Below are 19,443 nucleotides of genomic sequence, written 5' to 3' on the forward strand. Positions count from 1 at the left end.
CCTGCGCGCGCAATATGCCGACGCGCGCAAGAAATATGCGGAGCAGGCCGGCGAACTCGGCCCGCGTCATCCAGCGCTGCGCCAGACCGAAAAGCAGGTCGAGGATCTCAAGCGCACCATCAACGAAGAGATCGACCGCTTCGCCCAGTCCGCCAAGAACGATTTGACGCGCGCCCGCGACTTTGAAGCCTCGCTCAGCCGGGCGCTGGAGGCGCAGAAGCGGCAGAGCGTCCAGCTCAGCCAGGCCGCCGTGCGCCTGCGCGAACTCGAGCGCGAAGCCGATGCCAGCCGTGACGTCTATCAATCCTTCCTCAAGCGCTCGCGCGAGACCGAGGAGCAGGAGACGCTGAACACCTCGGCGGCCCGAATCATCGGCGAAGCGACGGTGCCGCAGCGGCGCTCGTTCCCGCCGGCGATGAGCCTGTTCGCCATGATCGGCTTCATCTTCGGCGCAATCGCTGCATCGAGCTGGTTCGTCGCGGCAGAGCTGCTGGTGGCCGGTGCGTTCGCACCGGCGCCGGCCCGTCCCAATCGCACTCCGTTGCCGCAAGCTCCGCGAGCTCCAGAGCCTTCGCGGGCGCCGGAGACTGCCCGGTCCCAGCCGGTCTCGCGAGCCCCGGAAGTCGCGGAGGCACTGCCGGAACTCGCCGCCCCGCCGCTGCAACCTTCGATGGTCGAGAAGCCCCTGATCGAAAAGCCGCTGATCGCGCGCCTCCAGGAGGCCGACGTCATCCACACGCTCGGTGCCATTCTCGCCACCGGCGGCGGCATCGACCTCACCCGGCTCGGCTGGCCAACGCTGCGCCCCTGCTTTCCACTGACGACGCTGCTCAACGCCTGGCGCGACATGCGCGCTACGGCGGCCCGGCGCGCCGGCGGAAAGACAATGCCGGTCATCGCGCTCGTCGGTGCCGGTGAGACCACCGGGCGCAGCGTGACCGCGCTGAATTTCGCGCTCGCGGCCGCGCGCGACGGCGCCCGGGTCCTGATGATCGATGCCGACCATCAGGCGCACCCGCTCTCGAACAAGGTCAGCCGTCCCGTCAAGAGCGAGCCCAGCAAGGTCGGATGGCTTTCGATCGGCAGCAAGGCCGCGCGCGAGATCAAGACACTCAACGGCATCTCGATATTGCCGGCCGCCGAACGCGACGCCGGCAAGGCCACTGACGCCATCCGCAAGGCCATCGAGCAGGCGCGCTCCGCCGGCGGCTATGACCTTGTGATCCTTGACGGCCCCGCGGCGCCACTCACGGCCGGCAGCCGTAAGCTGCTCGATGATGCCGACGCGCTGGTGGCGGTGCTGCCGACCAGCCTCGACATCAACGACGGCCTGGAGGAGATCTTGAGCACACTCGGCCGCGCGGAGCGCAAGCTCGTCGGCGTCGTGCTCGACGAACTCACCCCTATGGCCCAAGCTCGCCAACGAGGCAGACAATATGCTTGAGCGCCGCATCAATCTCGATGGCCGGGCCGCAACCGCCGACGTGCCGCGGATCACCATCGGCGGCCTTCGCATGGCCGCACTCGATCTGGAAGCGACCGCAAATTTCATGATCGAGGCGACCGATCCGCGCCATCGCATCGGCCGTCCGCTGCACCTGACCTCGGCCAATGGCGAGGTGCTGGCGCGGTGCTCGACCGAACCCGAGACCGAGCGCCTGTTCCGCAGCGCTGACCTGATCAACGCCGATGGCCAGCCGCTGGTGGCGGCGTCCAGGCTACAATCCTGGTTTCCGTTGCCCGAGCGGGTCGCCACGACGGACCTGTTTCACGTCGTCGCGCGCAAGGCTGAAGCGGTCGGCCGCACCTTCTACATGTTCGGCGCCAGCGAGGACGAGAACGCCCTTGCGGTCGAGAACGTCCGAAAGATGTATCCAAACCTCAAGATCGTTGGCTACAGCCACGGTTATCTCCGTGGCGACGCGCTGCGCGCGAAGGTCGACGAGATCAACGCGCTTGCGCCGGATTATCTCTGGGTTGCGCTGGGCGTGCCAAACGAGCAGGCGTTCGTCGAGGAATTCACCCCGCATCTCACCAATGTCGGCGTCATCAAGACATCCGGCGGCCTGTTCAACTTCTTGTCGGGAAGCCGCGCCCGCGCGCCGCGATGGATGCAGAAGATCGGGCTGGAATGGGCTTGGCGCACCTTGCTCGAGCCCCGCCGCCTGTTCTGGCGCTATTTAACCACCAACCCACGCGCAATCTATCTGCTGTTCAGCCGCCATCGGCCCTTTAATAATCGCTGAGTAGACGACGACATGATCGCCGCCGGTTGCCAGCCCCGCCTGCGCTATTTCAACGCCAGCGGCGCCGGTATTGCGCCTTGCGGGCCGGGCTCATAAGCGGCTAAAGAGACTGTCACAGTCGGTGTCGGCAACTTTCCCGGCCGCCGCGTGTTTTGTATGGCCGCCGACACAAGCGGCACAATCGGCTCAGCCAATTGCGCGAGCCAGCTTTTCACAGCGAAGGCCACGATCGAGTCCGCGCATCGGCCTGCTTTCAGGCGCGACCCAAGGGAGCACGGAACGAATGCATCAGGCCGCAAACCTGCAATTCGAGCGCATGATGGACGAGCTCGTCCTCTGGCAGGCCGTACCGGAGGGCGAACGATCGCCAGCGCCGGCCTGGTGGTGGGGTCCGGCAATGGCGGTGCTCGACGCGCACGAGCCGATGCCACACGCGTGGTGTTCTGAACTCGGTCTGAGCCACGACTCGAGCTTTGCCGAAGGCGCGCACGCCCTGCTCGCCCTGTTCGCCAAGCAAACCTCGCCGACCTGGCCGGATGATTTTCCGCGCAAGGCGGAAATCAAGGAAGACGACGCCCGCGAGCTGCACCCGCAGCCGTCAGACGACAGCGCTTTTCAACCGTAGCGCCGCGGCCGCGGTGGCGGCATGGTCCGGCTCCGGCTGGAGCGGCGGCGCGTAGGGCAGCTCCATGGGCTGCAGCAGCTCGGCCATCTGCCGCGCCGGCAGCGGCTTGGAGATCAGGAAGCCCTGCATCTCGTCGCAGCCATGGGCGCGCAGGAATGCCTCCTGTTCGGCATTCTCGACGCCTTCCGCCACCACGGTCATGCCGAGCGCCTTGCCCATGCTGATGATCGCCTGCGCGATCGCCTGGTCTTCCAAATCCTGCGGCAGGTCGCGCACGAAGGAGCGGTCGATCTTGATGGTGTCGATCGGGAAATGCTTCATCAGAGACATCGACGAATAGCCGGTGCCGAAATCGTCGATGGCGAGACGGATGCCGCGACTCTGGATGGCGTCGAGCACCTTGAGCGCGCGCCCGACGTTGCGCATCATCATGCTCTCGGTGACTTCGAGCTGGAGCAGCACCGGCGACATTCCACTTGCGGCGAGCGCCTCGTCGACGTCCTGCAAGAGATGCTCGTCGACAAACTGGCGCGGCGACAGGTTGACCGCCATCGATACCGGCAAAAGGCCGCGGCGCTGCCAGGCCATGGCTTGCGCGCAGGCCTCCTTCACCACCCAGCGGCCGATCGGCACGATCAATCCGGTCTCCTCCGCAAGCGGAATGAACTGCGCCGGCGAGATGCTGCCGAGATCGGGATGCCTCCAGCGCAGCAGGGCTTCCACGCCGGTGATCTGGCCGGTCTCCATGTCCACCTTGGGCTGGTAGTTCAAAGTGAACTGATTCCGCTCCAGCGCCCGGCGCAGCGCACTCTCCAACGACAGCCGCTCGATCGACTGCGTCTTCACTTCCTTGGAGAAGAAGCGATAGCCGTTCTTGCCATCTTCCTTGGCGAGATACATCGCCATGTCGGCGTTCTTTGTTAGCATCTGAACGTCGGAGCCGTTGGTCGGATACATCGCGATGCCGATCGAGGCCGTGGTGTGGCACTCGTGCCCCGCTAGCTCCATGGGCTCGGCAAGCGCCGTCAGCAGCCCGGTCGCGATGCGCTGGACGTCGTCGACCTCGCCGCATTGATCGAGGATCACTACGAACTCGTCGCCGCCGAGCCGCGCCACCACGTCGCTTGCGCGCAGGGCACCACGCAGCCGGTTGGCCACTTCGAGCAGGAGCAGGTCGCCGGCCTCGTGGCCCAGCGAATCATTGATGACCTTGAAACGATCGAGGTCGATGAACAGCACCGCAAAGCGCTGATCGTGGCGCTGCGCCTCGTCGATCGCCTCATGCAGCAACCCGTTGAAGGTCTCGCGGTTCGGCAGGTCGGTCAGGCTGTCGTGCGAAGCGAGGTATTCGATTCGCTCGTCGGCCTGGTTTTTCTCGTCGGCCCGGTCGAAATTCTCCATCGCGAAGGAGACGTTGTCGGCGAGGCGCTGCAACAGCTCGACGAACTCGGCCGTGAAGGTGCCGGGCTCGGTCGACATGTAGATCATGACGCCGACGGCCCGATCGTGTGCGACGAGGGGAAAAGCCGCCCCCGACCGCGCGCCGTCGTTGCGGACAATGGAATGAAAGGCGCGAACGCGATCGTCATTGAGATAGTCGTTGCTGATGCAGGGCTGGCGGGTGCGGAACGCCGTGCCGCTCATTCCGCGCCCCTCGGGGCGCTCGGGGTCGATTGATAGGCGGACATTGCGCGTGGTGTCAGACGACGGTCCGGCGCTCGACACGATCTCCAGCTGATCGCTATCGACCCTCGCCAGCGCAATGGTGGTCGAGGTGAACTTGGCGCCGTTCGATGCGGCGAGACAGACGAGGTCGAACAGTTCGGCGCGCGACTTCGCCCGCATGATCGCCTCGTTGGTCGCGCTCAGCGCCGCGAACATGCGAGCCAAACGCTCCGTCCGCGCCTCGTTGCGGGCCTTTTCCTCGGCGCGATCGAAATTATCGAGTGCAAATGACACGTTCTCGGCGAGGCGCCCGAGCAACTCGACCATATCGGGTGTGAACGTATTCTCTTCCGGCGCGAGGAAAAGCAGAATGCCGATCGGCTCCTGGCCGGCGCGCAGCAGCGGGAAGCTGGCAGCCGCTCGCGTTCCATCTTCGATCGCCTTAGAGTGCCAATGCGCCGCTCGGAGGTCGTGGAGATAGTCGTTGATGACGCTGGGCCCGCGGGTCCGCAGCGACATCCCTATGATTCCGCGACCCTCAGGATGGTCGGCGGAAACAAAGCAGGTGCGTCCCACCATCCGCTCCTGGAGGCGCCCCTTCACGGCGACCACGCGAACGAGTTCACGCTGGTCGTCCATAATGCCGATTGTCGCTGAGGCGAATACGCCGCCGAGCACGGCTGCCTGGCACGCCCCTTCGAACAGCTCCTCGCGCGTCTTGGCGCGCATGATTGCCTCGTTCGTCGCGCTCAGCGCCTCGAACATGCCGCTCAACCTGTCACGCTGCCTGTCGGCCTTCGCCTTCTCGTCGGCACGGTCGAAGTTCTCCAACGCGAAGGCGACATTGGCCTGGAGCTTGCGCAATAGCTCGACGAATTCGTCCGTGAAAGTGCCGCACTCGGGCGAATTGAACAGGAATACGCCTTCGACGCTGTCGCCGTTGAATAGCGGCATCGCGGTTGAGGACCTAATGCCATTGCGACGCGCGCTGGCGTGCCAAGGCTTGAGGCGGGCGTCTGCCAGGACGTCGTTGCTGATACAGGGCCGCCGCGTCCGGAACGCGGTGCCGGTCAGCCCTCGTCCTTCCGGCTCCTTGTCGCTGACCGACAGCCTGAAGGATCGCACTTCCTCGGCGTTCGGTCCGAAGGACGCAACAACACGAAGCAGTCCCGCATCGCGGTCAAGCAATGCAATGGAGGTCGAGGCGAACTTGGCGCCGTGCACCGTGGCTTCGCAAACCAGATCCAACAGTTCGCTGCGCGACCTTGCCCGCAGAATGGCTTCGTTCGTCGCGCTTAGCGCTGCGTACATACGCGCCAGCCGATCCTCCTCCAAGGCGATCTGGGCCTTCTCCTTGTCGCGGTCGAAGTTCTCGAGCGCAAAGCACACGTTTTCGGTCATGCGCAGCAACAATGCGACGATGCCTTCGTCTTTCGCCCAGGCTTTGCTCACGAAGAAAAACAGCACGCCGATGCTGGTGCCACGCTTGATCAAGGGAGCAGCCACGCAGGCGACGGCGCCGGCATTGACGTTGGCCTGCTCCCAGGTGGTCCCCTTGGTGCGATTGACGAGGTCGTCCTCGACGATCGCTTGCTGGGTCCGGAACACCTCGCCGGAGATGCCCTTGCCGTAGGGACTCTCCGGATCAATCGAGTAGCGCGACTGTCTGATCAGATCCAGATTATGTCCGGTCGCTGCCACCGGCGTCAGCCATTCGGAATCCGGCTCGTGCAGCAGAACGAAAGTGGCAAGCGATTTGCCGCTATAAACAGCGGCGTCGCAGACCCGCTGGTACAAGTCCAGCTCAGTGCTGGCTTGCAGAATTGCTTCGTTCGTCGCACTGAGCGCGCCGAACATGCGGTTGAGCCGCCGCACTGCCCGCTCGCCATCCAGGCGGGCTCCCTCGGTCGCGAAGCTCTCCAGCGCGTGAGAGATATTGGCCGACATCCGCTCGAACAACGAGACCATCGCCTCGTCGAGCGAGCCGGCGCCCGACCGCGTAACATACAACACCCCAATACTGCGTCCCATGCAGACCAGGGGTAGCGCCGCGGCCGCGCCGACACCCGCCGCCACCGCGCCGTTGCGCCATGCCAGCGAACGCGGATCGTTCAGGAAATCGTTGCTGATGCAGAGCTTCTGGCTGCGGAACGCCTCGCCGCCCACGCCCAAGCCTTCCGGCGTGCCAGCCTGCGTGGTGATCTCGATCGCGCTCAGCCGCGCCACGTCATCGCCGCGACCAGCGGCAAAGCGAAGCTTATGGCCATCCGGCTCCACAAGGAACACGGCCACGGCCATGAAGTCTCCACTCGCAAACCCGGCGTCGCAGACCTTCTGGTACAGCTCATCCGGCGATTTCGCGTAGAGGATCGCTTCGTTGATGGCGCTCAACGCCGCAAAGGTGCGCGCGAGTGTCGTCGGCACGATCTCAGCTCCCGGGCATTTCTGCCTTTTTTTCCCGGATGACGTTATGACCGGCGATCGCCTAAGTGGTCGTTATTGCGCGCTGCAAACCATCGATCAAAGTGAACGAGCTGCGAACGACCTGCGCCAATCTGTCGAAAATGCCACCGCGCGGGACGAATCTTCGCCCGACGGCCCTGCTCGCTGCGAATTTGCAGCCCTGTATTGGTTTACAGGAGATTGATATCGCAGCCGCGCTTTGAGACCATGGCGCCCAACAAGCAGCCTGTTAAGGGCACCATGCCGGGGAAGCGCCATGCCGATCGTCCATGCCGACCGCCTCACGCGCATCAGCGCAGCGCTGCTTCGGGTTGCCGGGGCTTCCGAGGAAGAGGCCGACGCGGTCGCAAACGGCTGCGTCAACGCCAATCTCGCCGGCCACGATTCCCACGGCGTGATCGCCATTCCCACCTATGTTGACCGGATCAAGGCCGGCCACATCGTGCCCGGCGCCAGATGGACCATCGTGCAGGAATCGCCGACGACGACCGTGATCGACGGCCAGTGGGGTTTTGGCTTCCACGTCAACGCCAAGGCGATGGCGCTGACGATCGAGAAAGCGAAGACGGCGAATGTCGCCGCCTGCACCGTGTTCCGGCAAAGCCATGTCGGCCGCCTCGCCGCCTATCCGCTGATGGCAATGCGCGAAGGCATGATCGGGATCGCAACGGCGGATTCCGGCCGTTCGCCGAAGCATGTGGCGCCATTCGGCGGCAAGGAGGCACGGCTCGGCACCAATCCGATCTCGATCGCGGTGCCGTCCGACCTCGATGCGCCGTTCTACCTGGACATGGCGACCTCTGCGGTCGCGGCCGGCAAGATCCAGCTCGCGGTCGCCCGCGGCGAGGAAATCCCGCCGGGGTGGATCATCGATGCCGAGGGACGGCACACTACCGATCCAACCCAGTATCGCAAGGGCGGCGCGCTGCTGCCGCTCGGCGGCACCGAGGGCTACAAGGGCAGCGGCCTCGCCGCAATGGTCGAGGTCCTGTGCGGCCTGCTCACCGGCCTCGGTTTCGGCGTCGAGCCCACGGGCCGGCACAATGACGGCTGCTTCATGGCCGTGTTCAACGTCGCCGCGTTTCGCCCGCTGCAGGATTTCAAGCGCGAGGTCGCCGAGTTCGCACACTATCTCAAATCGACCCCGCCCTCCGAGGGCAGCAAGGGCGTGTTCTATCCCGGTGAGATCGAGGGCTTGCGTGAGCAGCAGCGCCTGCGCGACGGCATCGAGATCGAGGATGCGACCTGGGAAAAACTGCGCGCGCTGGCGCGCGAGTACAGGCTCGACACGGTCCTCGACCTGGCCTGACGGATTTCGGCCTGACGCAATTCGGAGAACAGCAGCATGACGCGGCAGATGGTACTGGTCGGCTTCCTTCAGGCCCAGAACTGCACGAATTTGCCGAGCTCGTGGCGACATCCGGACTCGCGCGACGATTCGATGTCGGCGGACTATTATCAGGAGATCGCCAAAATCCTCGAAGCCGGCAAGTTCCACATGGCCTTCTTCGACGACCGGCTGGCGATGCCGGACCGCTACGGCAACGATCACGCCCACACCGTCGAATACGGCATCCGCTGCGTGAAGATGGATCCGCTGATCGTGCTGACGACGATGGGCATGGTGACGGAGAAGCTCGGGTTGGGTGCGACCGGCTCGACGACTTATTTCGAGCCCTTCGACATCGCCCGCCGCTTCGCAACGCTCGACCTGATGTCGGGCGGACGCGCCGGATGGAACGTCGTGACCTCGCTCAATGACGGCGAGGCCTTCAACATGGGCCGGGATTCTCATCCCGAGCACGACGCCCGCTATGACCGCGCCGACGAATTCATGGAGATCGTTCTCGGCCATTGGGACACCTGGGAAGACGGCGCGCTCATCATGGACAAGACGAGCGGCCGCTTTGCCGATCCGGCCAAGGTGAAGCGGCTCGATCACAAGGGCCCATTCTACAAGTCCCGCGGTCCCTTCACGGTGCCCCGCTCCGACCAGGGCCATCCCGTGATCATCCAGGCCGGCGCGTCCGGCCGCGGCCAGCGCTTTGCAGGACGATGGGGTGAGGTGATCTTCACCGCTGCACGCAATCTCGCCGCCGCCAAGGAAGGCTATGCGTCGGTGCGTAACGAGGCCGCGAAAGCCGGCCGCGATCCGGAGGCGATGTTCCTCTGCAACCTGACGACACCGGTTTGCGCCGCGACCAAAGCCGAGGCCGAAGACAAGATGGCGCTGATCAACAAGCTGCCGCTGCAGATCGACGCGCTGTCGCTGCTGGCCGAAGCGCTCAACTACGATTTCGCCTCCAAGGATCTCGACGAGCCGCTGACGACTGCAGAGCTGAAGAGCATGCAGGGCATTCTGGGCATCCGCGACGGCGTGCTCAAGAACTCCGGCAAAAGCAATCCGAGCGCGCGCGACTTCGTCACCTTCTCCGGCCGCGGCCAGGTCCAGGATGCGATGGTCGGCGGTCCCAAGGAGATCGCGGACAAGCTCGAAGAAATGTTCGTTGAGCGCGGCTGCGACGGTTTTGTCATCGCCGCGACCTATGTGCCCGGCTCCTATGCCGATTTCGTGCAACATATCGTCCCGGAATTGCAGCGGCGCGGATTGTTCCAGAAGGAATATCGCGGCAAGACGCTGCGGGAAAATCTCGGGCTCAAGCGGCCGGCTGCCGGCGACTGGAAAGTGCAGCCGCGCGATGCCGCGGAATAACAACGGAGACACGGCATGCGCTGGCTGAAATTCACCGCTGCGGACAAGACGTCCTGGGGGATCGTCGAGGGTGACCAGGTCATCGCGATCGAGGGCGATCCCTTCGGAGAATGGCAACGCACCTCGCGCACGTATCAGCTCTCGCAGGTCAAGATCGAACTGCCGCTGATTCCGCGCACCTTCTACTGCGTCGGCTTGAATTACCTCAAGCATCTGAAGGAAGCCGCCGACAAGCGCGGCGAAGTGCCTGCTGTCCCCGACCGCCCCGAGATCGGCTATCGCGCGCAAAACGCGCTGATTGCGCATGACGAGGACGTCGCGATCCCGTCCTTTGCGACGGACAAGATCCACTACGAAGGCGAACTCGTTGTCGTCATCGGCAAGAAGGTGAAGCATCTCACCAATCAGAATGCGATGGATTGCGTCTTCGGCTACACCATCGGCAACGACGTCAGCGAGCGCAGCTGGCAGAAGGCCGACCGCAGCCTGTGGCGCTCGAAGAACGCCGACACGTTCAAGCCGATGGGCCCGTGGATCGAGACCGAGGCCGACCTCGACAAGATGGAAACGATCGTCCGGGTCAACGGCAAGGAGACCAACCGCTTCCACACCAACGACATGATCTTTGGCGTGGTGCCGTTCCTAGTCGAGCTGACCAAGTATTTTACGCTATGGCCGGGCGATGTGATCTGGATGGGCACGGATGGTGCCTCGCCTGATATCAAGCACGGCGACGTCGTGGAGATCGACATCACCGGCATCGGCACGCTGCGGAACAGGTTCGTGCGGGAGGAGCGGTGATCCTCATCCTGAGGAGCTTGCGAAGCAAGCGTCTCGAAGGATGAAGGCCCGGTTGTGGCGTCGCGCTTCGAGACGGCCGCTACGCGGCCTCCTCAGCACAAGCTCAAAACGGCAGCGCGACGCCCGTCTTGATCTCCTTCAGCACCACGTTGCTTCTGACATAGCGGATGCCGGGAATGCGGAACATGAAGTCGTCGAGGAATCTGTTGTACGCCGCCATATCCTGCACGACGACACGCAAATGGTAATCGGCATCGCCCGTGGTCGCAAAGCACTCCAGCACCTCACGCCGCGTGGTCACCCGCGCGACGAACTCGTCGACGAATTTTGCGTCGTGCCGTTCCAGCGAGACGTGGAGGATCGCGGACATCGCAAAGCCGGCCTGCTCGCGCGCGACCAGGGCCGCATAGCCCCGGATGGCACCGCTCTCCTCCAGCGCGCGCACCCGGCGCCAGCATGCCGAAGTCGACATGCCGACTGCGTCGGCGAGCTGCTGGTTGGTGGCGCGGCCGTCCTTCTGAAGATAGGCGAGAATCCGCGCGTCCTGGTCTTCGATCATGGAAACCACCAAAATGGATTAATCTACCTTCCCGTAGATCGTTTTGGATAACTCTACCATAATAGGTACGCCATTCGGAAAGAAAGGTAAGACCTACCAGTTGCCCAGGCTTACCCTTCTCCCATCCGGCAAGGATGCCGTGGGGAGGTCCGCATGGCCGCCATTTCGTCTCTCGATCCTTACGAGCTTTCCGACCGCTACGATCGCGAACGGGGCCGCGTCTTCCTCACCGGCACGCAGGCCATCGTCCGCATCGCGCTCGACCAGGTGCGGCGCGACCGTGCCGCGGGGCTGAACACGGCGGGCTTCATCTCAGGCTATCGCGGCTCGCCACTCGGCGGGATCGACCTCGAGCTGTGGCGCATCCACGAGCGACTGAAGCGGGACCGCATCGAATTCCTCCCCGCAGTGAACGAAGATCTTGCCGCGACCGCCGTGCTCGGCTCACAACAGGTCGAGACGCAAGCCGACCGCGAGGTCGATGGCGTGTTCGCTCTCTGGTACGGCAAGGGCCCCGGCGTCGATCGCTCCGGCGATGCGCTGAAACACGGCAACGCCTACGGCTCCTCACCGCATGGCGGCGTTCTGGTGGTCGCCGGCGACGACCATGGCTGCGTCTCGTCCTCGATGCCGCACCAGTCCGACGTCGCCTTCATGAGCTGGTTCATGCCGACGCTCCACCCCGCAAGCGTCAGCGAATATCTCGAATTCGGTGAATATGGCTACGCGCTGAGCCGCTTCACCGGCATGTGGGTCGGCTTCAAGGCGATCTCTGAGATCGTGGAATCCGGCGCGTCCGTCGCGCTGCGCCCACCGCGGGCCTTCCACGCGCCAGACTTCACGCCGCCACCCGGCGGCCTGCACTATCGCTGGCCCGATCTGCCCGGCCCGCAGATCGAGGAGCGGCTGGAGGCGAAGAAGCACGCGGTCTACGCCTTCGCAAAGGCTAATCCGATCGATCGTCACATCTACGACATCCCGGACGCCACCTACGGCATCGTCACCACGGGCAAGGCCCATCTCGATCTGATGGAAGCGCTGCGGCTGATGGGTCTCGACGAAGCGGACTGCCGCAGCATCGGCATCGACATCTACAAGGTCGGCATGGTCTGGCCGCTGGCGCTGCATGACGCGATGGCGTTCGTGAGGGGCAAGCGCGAGATCCTTGTCGTCGAGGAGAAGCGCGGCATCATCGAAAGCCAGTTCAAGGAATATTTTTACGATTATCCGGGCGAAAAACCCGAGCGCATGGTCGGTAAGCATGACGAGCAAGGGGCGCGGCTGATCTCCTGGATCGGCGAATTGTCACCGCGTGCGCTCGCTGGGGTGCTCGCACGCCGTCTCGATCCGATGTTCCCAGGCCTCAATCTCGCCGCACGCGCAGCCGGCTTGATGCCTGAGGCCTCGCGCACGATCAACGTCAGCGGTGCGACGCGTACGCCCTATTTCTGCTCGGGCTGCCCGCACAATACATCGACGAAAGTGCCCGAGGGTTCGAAGGCGCTGGCCGGCATCGGCTGTCATTTCATGGCCAGCTGGATGGACCGCGAGACATCGTCCCTGATCCAGATGGGAGGCGAAGGCGTGAATTGGGCCGCCTCGTCACGCTTCACCGGCAACAAGCACGTGTTCCAGAATCTGGGCGAAGGCACCTATTATCATTCGGGTTCGATGGCGATCCGGCAGGCGATCGCCGCCAAGGCCAACATCACCTACAAGATCCTGTTCAACGATGCCGTGGCGATGACCGGCGGCCAACCCGTCGACGGCCCAATCAGCGTCCACGCTATCGCGCACAGCGTCCGCGCCGAGGGCGTTGCGCGCATCGCGCTGGTGTCGGACGATCCGGCGCAATTTCCGCCAGGCGATCTTCCGGTCGGCGTGTCCCTCCATCCGCGCGAGAAGATGGACAGCGTGCAGCGCGAGCTGCGCGATATTCCCGGCGTCTCGGTGCTGATCTATCAGCAGACCTGCGCGACAGAGAAACGGCGTCGCCGCAAGCGTGGACAGATGATCGATCCCAAACGCTTCGCCTATATCAACGATCTCGTCTGCGAAGGCTGCGGCGACTGCTCGGTCGAATCCAACTGCCTCAGCGTCGAGCCCAAGGAGACGCCGTTCGGCCGGAAGCGCCGGATCAACCTCTCATCCTGCAACAAGGACTTTTCCTGTCTCAACGGGTTCTGCCCGAGCTTCGTCACCGTCGAGGGCGCGAGGCGCCGGAAGAAGGGCGCGAGTCGGATCGACGCGGTCGGCCACGCGGCCACGCTTCCCCTGCCCGCGCCCGCAACGCTCGACCGTCCCTATGATCTGCTCGTCACCGGCGTCGGCGGCACCGGCGTGATCACGGTCGGCGCGCTGATCGGCATGGCGGCCCACCTCGAAGGAAACGGTGTCTCGGTGCTGGATTTTACCGGCTTTGCGCAGAAATTCGGGCCGGTGCTGAGCTACATCCGGTTGGCCGCATCCCCCGACGCATTGCACCAGGTCCGTATCGACCAGGGCGCGGCCGATGCGCTGATCGGCTGCGACCTCGTCGTCAGCTCCTCGCCGAAGGCGTCCGGCACCTATCGAAAAGGTACGCGCGCCGCGGTCAACACCGCGGAGATGCCGACCGGCGACGTCGTCCGCTTCCGTGACGCCGATCTCGCCTCACCCGCCCGCCTGCGTGCGATCGGCCAGGTGATCGGCGACGGCAATCTCGACACCATCAACGCCAATGCGCTGGCCGAGCGCCTGCTCGGCGATGCCGTCTATGCCAATATCGTCATGCTGGGCTTTGCCTGGCAGCGCGGGCTGCTGCCGGTCTCGCTGTCGGCGCTGTTGCGCGCGATCGAGCTCAACGGCGTCGGGGTCGAAAGCAACAAGCAGGCTTTCGCCTGGGGCCGGATTGCAGCCGCCGATCCCGACTTCTTGCCGAAGGTGGACGAAGCGCCGAAGGCCGAGACGCTCGACCAGCTGATCGACCGCCGCGCCGACTTCCTCACGGCTTATCAGAACGATGCCTACGCAGCGCGCTATCGAGAGCGCGTTGCAAGTGTTCGCCATGCCGAAGCCAGCCTGAATAGCGAGGCATTGACCAAGGCGGTCGCGCACGCCCTGTTCAAGCTGATGGCCTACAAGGATGAGTACGAGGTGGCGCGCCTGCACATGCAGACCGGCTTCCTCGACGAGTTGAAAGGCGAATTCGAAGGCGACTTCAGCATCCAATATCACCTTGCCCCGCCGTTCCTGCCGTCGAAGCGCGATGCCCGCGGACGTCCGCGCAAGCACGCCTTCGGACAGTGGATCCAGATGCCGCTCGCCATGCTGGCGCGGGTGAAGGGATTGCGCGGGACGCCGTTCGATCCGTTCGGCTACACGGCGGAGCGGCGCGCCGAGCGGGAACTCATCACCTGGTACGATGGCGTCATCAAACGGCTGCTCGGCGGACTCGACGCGGCGCAACTGCCAAGCCTGGTCGCCATTGCAAAAGCGCCGATGGATATCCGGGGCTACGGGCCGGTTAAGGACGCCGCGATCGGGAAGGTGAAGGCCGAGGTCGAACGGCTGTTCGCCGAGCTCAATGCGCCATCACCTGCAAGGATGCGCGCCTACGGTTGACGGAGCGCCGACGAGACTTCAGCCTCTGGAGCCGAGGGGCGCCCTGATGGCGCTCCTGCAACCGGGTGACGCCTCATGGATTTCGACCAGTTGACCCTGACCCAGGCTGTGGCCGACCTCCGCGCCGGAAAAGTCACGAGCACCGCGCTCACGACGGAAGCTCTCGCCCGCGCCAAGGCCAATGCCGATCTGAATGCCTTCGTCACCCTGGACGAGGCCGGCGCTCTGAAGGCTGCGGCCGCATTCGACGCGAACGACAACAAGGACAAGCCGCTCGGCGGTGTTCCCATCGTGATCAAGGACAATATCGAGGTCACGGGGCTCCCCTGCAGCGCAGGAACGCCGGCGCTGAAGCATTACGTTCCGAGGGCCGACGCGCCGGTGGTCGCAAAATTGCGCGCGGCGGGCGCGGTCATCATCGGCAAGACCAGCATGCACGAGCTCGCTTTCGGCATCTCCGGCTACAACACCGCATTCAAGACCGGCGCGGAGTTCGGCGTGCGCAACGCCTATGACCGCACCCTGATCGCGGGCGGCTCCTCCTCAGGAACGGGCGTCGCGATCGGCGCGCGGATCGTCGCGGGCGGGCTCGGCACCGACACTGGCGGATCGGTCAGGGTCCCCGCCGCACTGAATGGATGTGCCTCGCTGCGTCCGACGGTCGGACGCTATCCGCAAGCTGGCATCGCGCCGATCTCGCACACCCGCGACACCGCGGGCCCGATGGCGGCGACCGCGGCGGATGTCGAACTCCTCGACCGCGTCATAGCAGGTGGCGAAGCCGTTCAGGCGGCCGATCTGAAGCAGATGCGAATCGGCATCGTGAGGTCGATGCTGACAAATCTCGACGCTGACACCAACGCCGCTTTCCAGGCAGCAGTGGCGAAGATGAAAGCGCAGGGTGTCACGATGGTCGAGATCGAAATGCCGCAACTGGCCGAGTTCAATGGCCAGGTCAGCTTTCCGGTCGCGCTGTACGAAGCCTATGACGATCTGGTCGCCTATCTGGACCACACCGGCACGGGCCTCAGCATCGAGGCGATGGCAAGGGACATCTCCAGCGCCGACGTCAAGGGCACCTATGATGGCCTGGTGATCCCGCGCAAACTGCCTGCCCCCGATGGCACGCTGGTTGACGCCAAGCCGATCTATGACGCCGCGATCAATAGTGCACGCCCCGCGCTCCAGGTGCTTTACAGCAGGACTTTCGCCGACAACCGGCTCGATGCCATCGCCTTCCCGACCACGCCGCGCGTCGCCATTGCCTCCAATCCGGATTCCAGCAGCCTCGAGAATTTCGGGTTGTTCATCCAGAACACCGATCCCGGCAGCAATGCCGGCATTCCCGGCATCCAGATCCCGATTGCGCTCGGCGCGGTCAGCAAACTTCCGATCGGACTCGAGCTGGATGGCCCTGCAGGCAGCGACCGCCGCCTGCTTGCGCTCGGCATGGCGCTTGAAAAAGTGTTCGGACGGCTGCCGGCGCCACCCCGCTCATGAATAGGGATTGATCAGCTTCTGCTGCTCGGCGCTGTGATGCACGAGCATGTCGATAAAGGTCCTGACCTTCGCCGACAGATGATGCCGGTGCGGATAGACCGCGTTCATCGACATCTCGACGGGACGATATTCGGGCAGAAGGCGAACGAGATGACCGGCTTCGAGATCGCCCTGGACGAGAAAACCGGCCATCAGGCAGACGGCAGCGCCTTCCAGCGCCACCTTTCGCAAGGCCTCACCGCTGTTGGTGATAAAGCTGCCGGAGATGCGCACCGATGCCGGCGTGCCCTTGCGATCGAAGAAGCGCCAATCTTCGCCGAACGGATAATTCAAGTGACGGGCGCAATTGTGCGCGGTGAGCTCATCGAGCTTCTGCACGCGACCGTGCCTTTCGAGGTAGTCGTGCGAGCAGCACAGCACGTGCCGCCAGGTTGCGAGGCTGCGAACGATCAGGCTCGAATCCGGCGGCGCGGTCATGCGCAGAGCAACGTCATAGCCTTCTTCGATGAGGTCGATTTCGGCCTCGCCCATCCGCAGATCGATCTTGAGCTCCGGATAGGACGACAGGAGCTTCGCCACCACGGGCGCAACGAACGGCACCATGTGCGTGGCGACGTGGATCCGTAGCGTGCCGCGGGGCACCGACTGCAATTCGCTCGCGATATCGTCGGCCTGTTTGATTTCGGCGAGTATCTGGATGCAGCGGTCGTAATAGGCCTTGCCGATGTCGGTGAGGCTGACCTTGCGCGTGGTGCGCTGAAGCAGCCTCACGCCGAGCCGGTCTTCCAGCGCCTGGACGTGATTGCTCACCATGGTGGTCGACATGTTGAGCTTGCGGGCTGCTGCAGAGAAGCCGCCGGTCTCGACCACCCGGCTGAAGACTTCGAGACTGGTCAATCGGTCCATGCCGACTGATTATCCGCTCTTGAGAGATAATCGCAAGGAATTCCGTCCGATTATCCATCAAACCGCTCCTGCGGGCAGCGCGGATGCGTTAGCCGCAATCCCTCGACAGGCGCGGCAATCGCTCTGGGGCAGTCGTACCTCCGGCTCGATAGATCATACGGGCCAAGGCGAGATCCCGGGACTATCCACTGTCAGCGGATAATCCTTTCGGCATTTCGCTGATTATCGATCGGACGAGGAAGACCGATAGTCTGGGTCAGCCGAAGGAGACTGCCATGTCCGAGATGCCCCGCACCAAAAACTTTCAGCAAGCGACTGAAATACCGCAAGCTACCCCGACGGCGCCGGTGCGTGGTCCCGCCCGGAATACGGTCCGGCGGGCGGCGCTGGCGCTCGCGTTCCTTGCGGGCACGGCTGCGGTTGTCCATTACGGACACGACTACTGGGTCAACGGCCGTTATCTCGAGACAACCGACGACGCCTATGTGAAGGCCGACTCCACGATCATCGCGCCAAAGGTCTCGGGCTACATCGCCAAGGTGCTGGTCAGCGACAACGAAAAGGTCAAAGCGGGCCAGCTGCTGGCGAAGATCGACGACCGCGACTTCAAGGCGGCGCTCAATCAGGCCCGCGCCGATGTCGCTGCGGCGGAAGCGGCAGTGCGGAACCTCGACGCCCAGCTCGAACTCCAGCAGCCGATCATCGAGCAGAGCACAGCCGATGTCGCTGCTGCGGACGCGAATCTGAAATTTGCGCAGGAGGAGCGCGCCCGCTACGACGACCTGATGAAGTCGGGCTCCGGCACGATTCAGCGCGCGCAACAGACTGACGCCGCGTTGCGCGCCAGCAACGCGCAACTGCAACATGCCAGGTCGGGCCTCGTGGCCGCGCAACGCAAGGTCGACGTGCTCACGACCCAGCGCGCGCAGGCTACTGCCCAGCTCGAACATGCGCGTGCGGTCGCGGAGCAGGCGACGCTCAATCTCTCCTACACCGAGATTACCGCGCCGGTCGACGGAACGGTCGGCGCCCGCTCACTGCGCGTGGGACAGTTCGTGCAGGCCGGCACGCAATTGATGGCGGTGGTGCCGCTCGATGCGGTCTATGTCGTGGCGAATTTCAAGGAGACGCAGCTCACACATGTCCGCGCCGGCCAGCCGGTCGAGCTGCACGTCGACAGTTTCCGCAACCAGACCCTGCGCGGCCATGTCGACAGCCTGTCGCCGGCGAGCGGCCTTGAATTCGCATTGCTGCCGCCCGACAACGCCACCGGCAATTTCACCAAGATCGTGCAACGGGTGCCGGTGAAGATCGTGCTCGACGACCACAGCCTGACCGGCCTGCTGCGCCCCGGCATGTCCGCGGTGCCGACCGTCGACACCAAGCAGACCGTGCTGGCCGAGCGTGAGACGGCGAAGCATCTCGCCGACAACGCGGCCCGTCCGAACGGCGGTTGAAGCCGGAAAGGTCCGGCGGGACTATCAAGTCCTACCGGATGATCCTTCCCAAACTTGGTCGATTATCGAAACGAACTGCCTGATCCATCCTGTCTCCGTAACCGAGACGAGGCTTCCATGAGCACGCTCCAACCGACCGTTAATACCACGGCCGATATCCCCGCTCCCGTCGCGGCCCCCGCAACGCCCGCCGTCTCGACCAAGACCTGGATCGCCGTGATCGGCGCGACGCTCGGCGCCTTCATGGCGGTGCTGAACATCCAGATCGTCAATGCCTCACTCGCCGATATCCAGGGCGCGATCGGCGCCGGCATTGATGACGGCGGCTGGATCTCGACCTCCTATCTGATCGCGGAGATCGTGGTGATCCCGCTGTCCGGCTGGCTGGCGCAGGTGTTCTCGATCCGCATCTATCTCCTCACCAATGCGGTCCTGTTCCTGGTCCTGTCAGCCGCCTGTGCGTTGGCGCAAGACCTGCCGCAGATGATCGTGCTGCGGGCGGTGCAAGGGTTTACCGGCGGCGTGCTGATTCCGATGGCGTTCACACTCATCATCACATTGCTGCCGCGCGCCAAGCAACCCGTGGGCCTTGCGCTGTTCGCGCTGTCGGCGACGTTCGCGCCCGCGATCGGCCCGACCATCGGCGGCTATCTCACCGAGAATTTTGGCTGGCAGTACATCTTCTATGTCAACGTTGTCCCCGGCACGATCATGGTCGGCATGCTCTGGTACGCGCTCGATGCAAAGCCCATGAAGCTGTCGTTGCTGCGCGACGGCGACTGGGCCGGCATCATCACCATGGCGATCGGATTGTCGGCGCTGCAGACCGTGCTCGAGGAAGGCAACAAAGACGACTGGTTCGGCTCGCCCTTCATCGTCAAGCTGTCCGTCATCGCGGCCGTGGC

General features: G+C 64.2%; 13 protein-coding genes and 1 pseudogene. 11 read left to right on the top strand and 3 right to left on the bottom strand.

The window, feature by feature from the left end; translation table 11 throughout:
• The 3 genes and pseudogenes from IVB32_RS07775 to IVB32_RS07785 all read left to right on the top strand — a co-directional run.
• Window positions 1-1,444, top strand: a pseudogene (locus tag IVB32_RS07775) (hypothetical protein); the annotation flags it as partial.
• On the top strand, window positions 1,437-2,246 hold the full coding sequence (locus tag IVB32_RS07780) for a WecB/TagA/CpsF family glycosyltransferase (RefSeq protein ID WP_018453397.1): 810 nt from the start codon (window positions 1,437-1,439) through the stop codon (window positions 2,244-2,246). The pseudogene IVB32_RS07775 and the gene IVB32_RS07780, both read left to right, overlap by 8 nt.
• 283 nt (window positions 2,247-2,529) lie before the next feature.
• Entirely contained in the window at window positions 2,530-2,871 is a 342-nt protein-coding gene (locus IVB32_RS07785; RefSeq protein ID WP_018453396.1) for a hypothetical protein, read from the top strand.
• Here the strand turns inward: IVB32_RS07785 and IVB32_RS07790 are convergent.
• Complete coding sequence (locus tag IVB32_RS07790) at window positions 2,845-6,960, bottom strand: GAF domain-containing protein (protein WP_018453395.1); 4,116 nt, start codon at window positions 6,958-6,960, stop codon at window positions 2,845-2,847. The two genes, IVB32_RS07785 and IVB32_RS07790, sit on opposite strands and share 27 nt — an antisense overlap.
• A gap of 46 nt (window positions 6,961-7,006) precedes the next feature.
• Between IVB32_RS07790 and IVB32_RS07795 the strand changes: the two genes are divergently transcribed.
• The 4 genes from IVB32_RS07795 (at window position 7,007) to IVB32_RS07810 (ending at window position 10,513) form a co-directional block, all read left to right on the top strand.
• The gene (locus IVB32_RS07795; protein WP_157642888.1) at window positions 7,007-7,183 is read left to right on the top strand and encodes a hypothetical protein; all 177 of its coding nucleotides are present in this window, start codon (window positions 7,007-7,009) and stop codon (window positions 7,181-7,183) included.
• A gap of 72 nt (window positions 7,184-7,255) precedes the next feature.
• Entirely contained in the window at window positions 7,256-8,308 is a 1,053-nt protein-coding gene (locus IVB32_RS07800; RefSeq protein ID WP_018453394.1) for an Ldh family oxidoreductase, read from the top strand.
• Between the two features lie 36 nt (window positions 8,309-8,344).
• Window positions 8,345-9,712 carry an LLM class flavin-dependent oxidoreductase gene (locus IVB32_RS07805; protein WP_018453393.1) on the top strand — a complete coding sequence of 456 codons (1,368 nt, stop codon included), beginning with the start codon at window positions 8,345-8,347 and terminating at the stop codon, window positions 9,710-9,712.
• 15 nt (window positions 9,713-9,727) lie between these two features.
• Window positions 9,728-10,513: a fumarylacetoacetate hydrolase family protein gene (locus tag IVB32_RS07810; RefSeq protein WP_018453392.1), complete on the top strand. Its 786-nt coding sequence runs from the start codon at window positions 9,728-9,730 to the stop codon at window positions 10,511-10,513.
• A gap of 103 nt (window positions 10,514-10,616) precedes the next feature.
• Here the strand turns inward: IVB32_RS07810 and IVB32_RS07815 are convergent, their stop codons facing one another.
• A complete protein-coding gene (locus tag IVB32_RS07815; protein ID WP_018453391.1) occupies window positions 10,617-11,072 on the bottom strand; it encodes an Lrp/AsnC family transcriptional regulator in 456 nt (151 codons plus the stop codon).
• 153 nt (window positions 11,073-11,225) lie between these two features.
• Between IVB32_RS07815 and IVB32_RS07820 the strand changes: the two genes are divergently transcribed.
• Both IVB32_RS07820 and iaaH read left to right on the top strand, forming a co-directional pair.
• The gene (locus IVB32_RS07820; RefSeq protein WP_247369068.1) at window positions 11,226-14,675 is read left to right on the top strand and encodes an indolepyruvate ferredoxin oxidoreductase family protein; all 3,450 of its coding nucleotides are present in this window, start codon (window positions 11,226-11,228) and stop codon (window positions 14,673-14,675) included.
• Between the two features lie 75 nt (window positions 14,676-14,750).
• A complete protein-coding gene (iaaH, locus tag IVB32_RS07825) occupies window positions 14,751-16,175 on the top strand; it encodes an indoleacetamide hydrolase (RefSeq protein ID WP_018453389.1) in 1,425 nt (474 codons plus the stop codon).
• On the opposite strand, the gene IVB32_RS07830 is transcribed toward iaaH, so the two are convergent.
• A complete protein-coding gene (locus tag IVB32_RS07830) occupies window positions 16,170-17,081 on the bottom strand; it encodes a LysR family transcriptional regulator (RefSeq protein WP_247299329.1) in 912 nt (303 codons plus the stop codon). The two genes, iaaH and IVB32_RS07830, sit on opposite strands and share 6 nt — an antisense overlap.
• 275 nt (window positions 17,082-17,356) lie before the next feature.
• Between IVB32_RS07830 and IVB32_RS07835 the strand changes: the two genes are divergently transcribed.
• On the top strand, window positions 17,357-18,538 hold the full coding sequence (locus IVB32_RS07835) for an HlyD family secretion protein (protein WP_247299327.1): 1,182 nt from the start codon (window positions 17,357-17,359) through the stop codon (window positions 18,536-18,538).
• 117 nt (window positions 18,539-18,655) lie between these two features.
• Window positions 18,656-19,443 (top strand): MFS transporter (locus tag IVB32_RS07840; protein WP_247410074.1); only part of this gene is annotated, 788 nt, incomplete at its 3' end.

It is taken from the genome of Bradyrhizobium sp. 23 (assembly GCF_023073295.1).
Classification (GTDB): Bacteria; Pseudomonadota; Alphaproteobacteria; order Rhizobiales; family Xanthobacteraceae; genus Bradyrhizobium; species Bradyrhizobium canariense_D.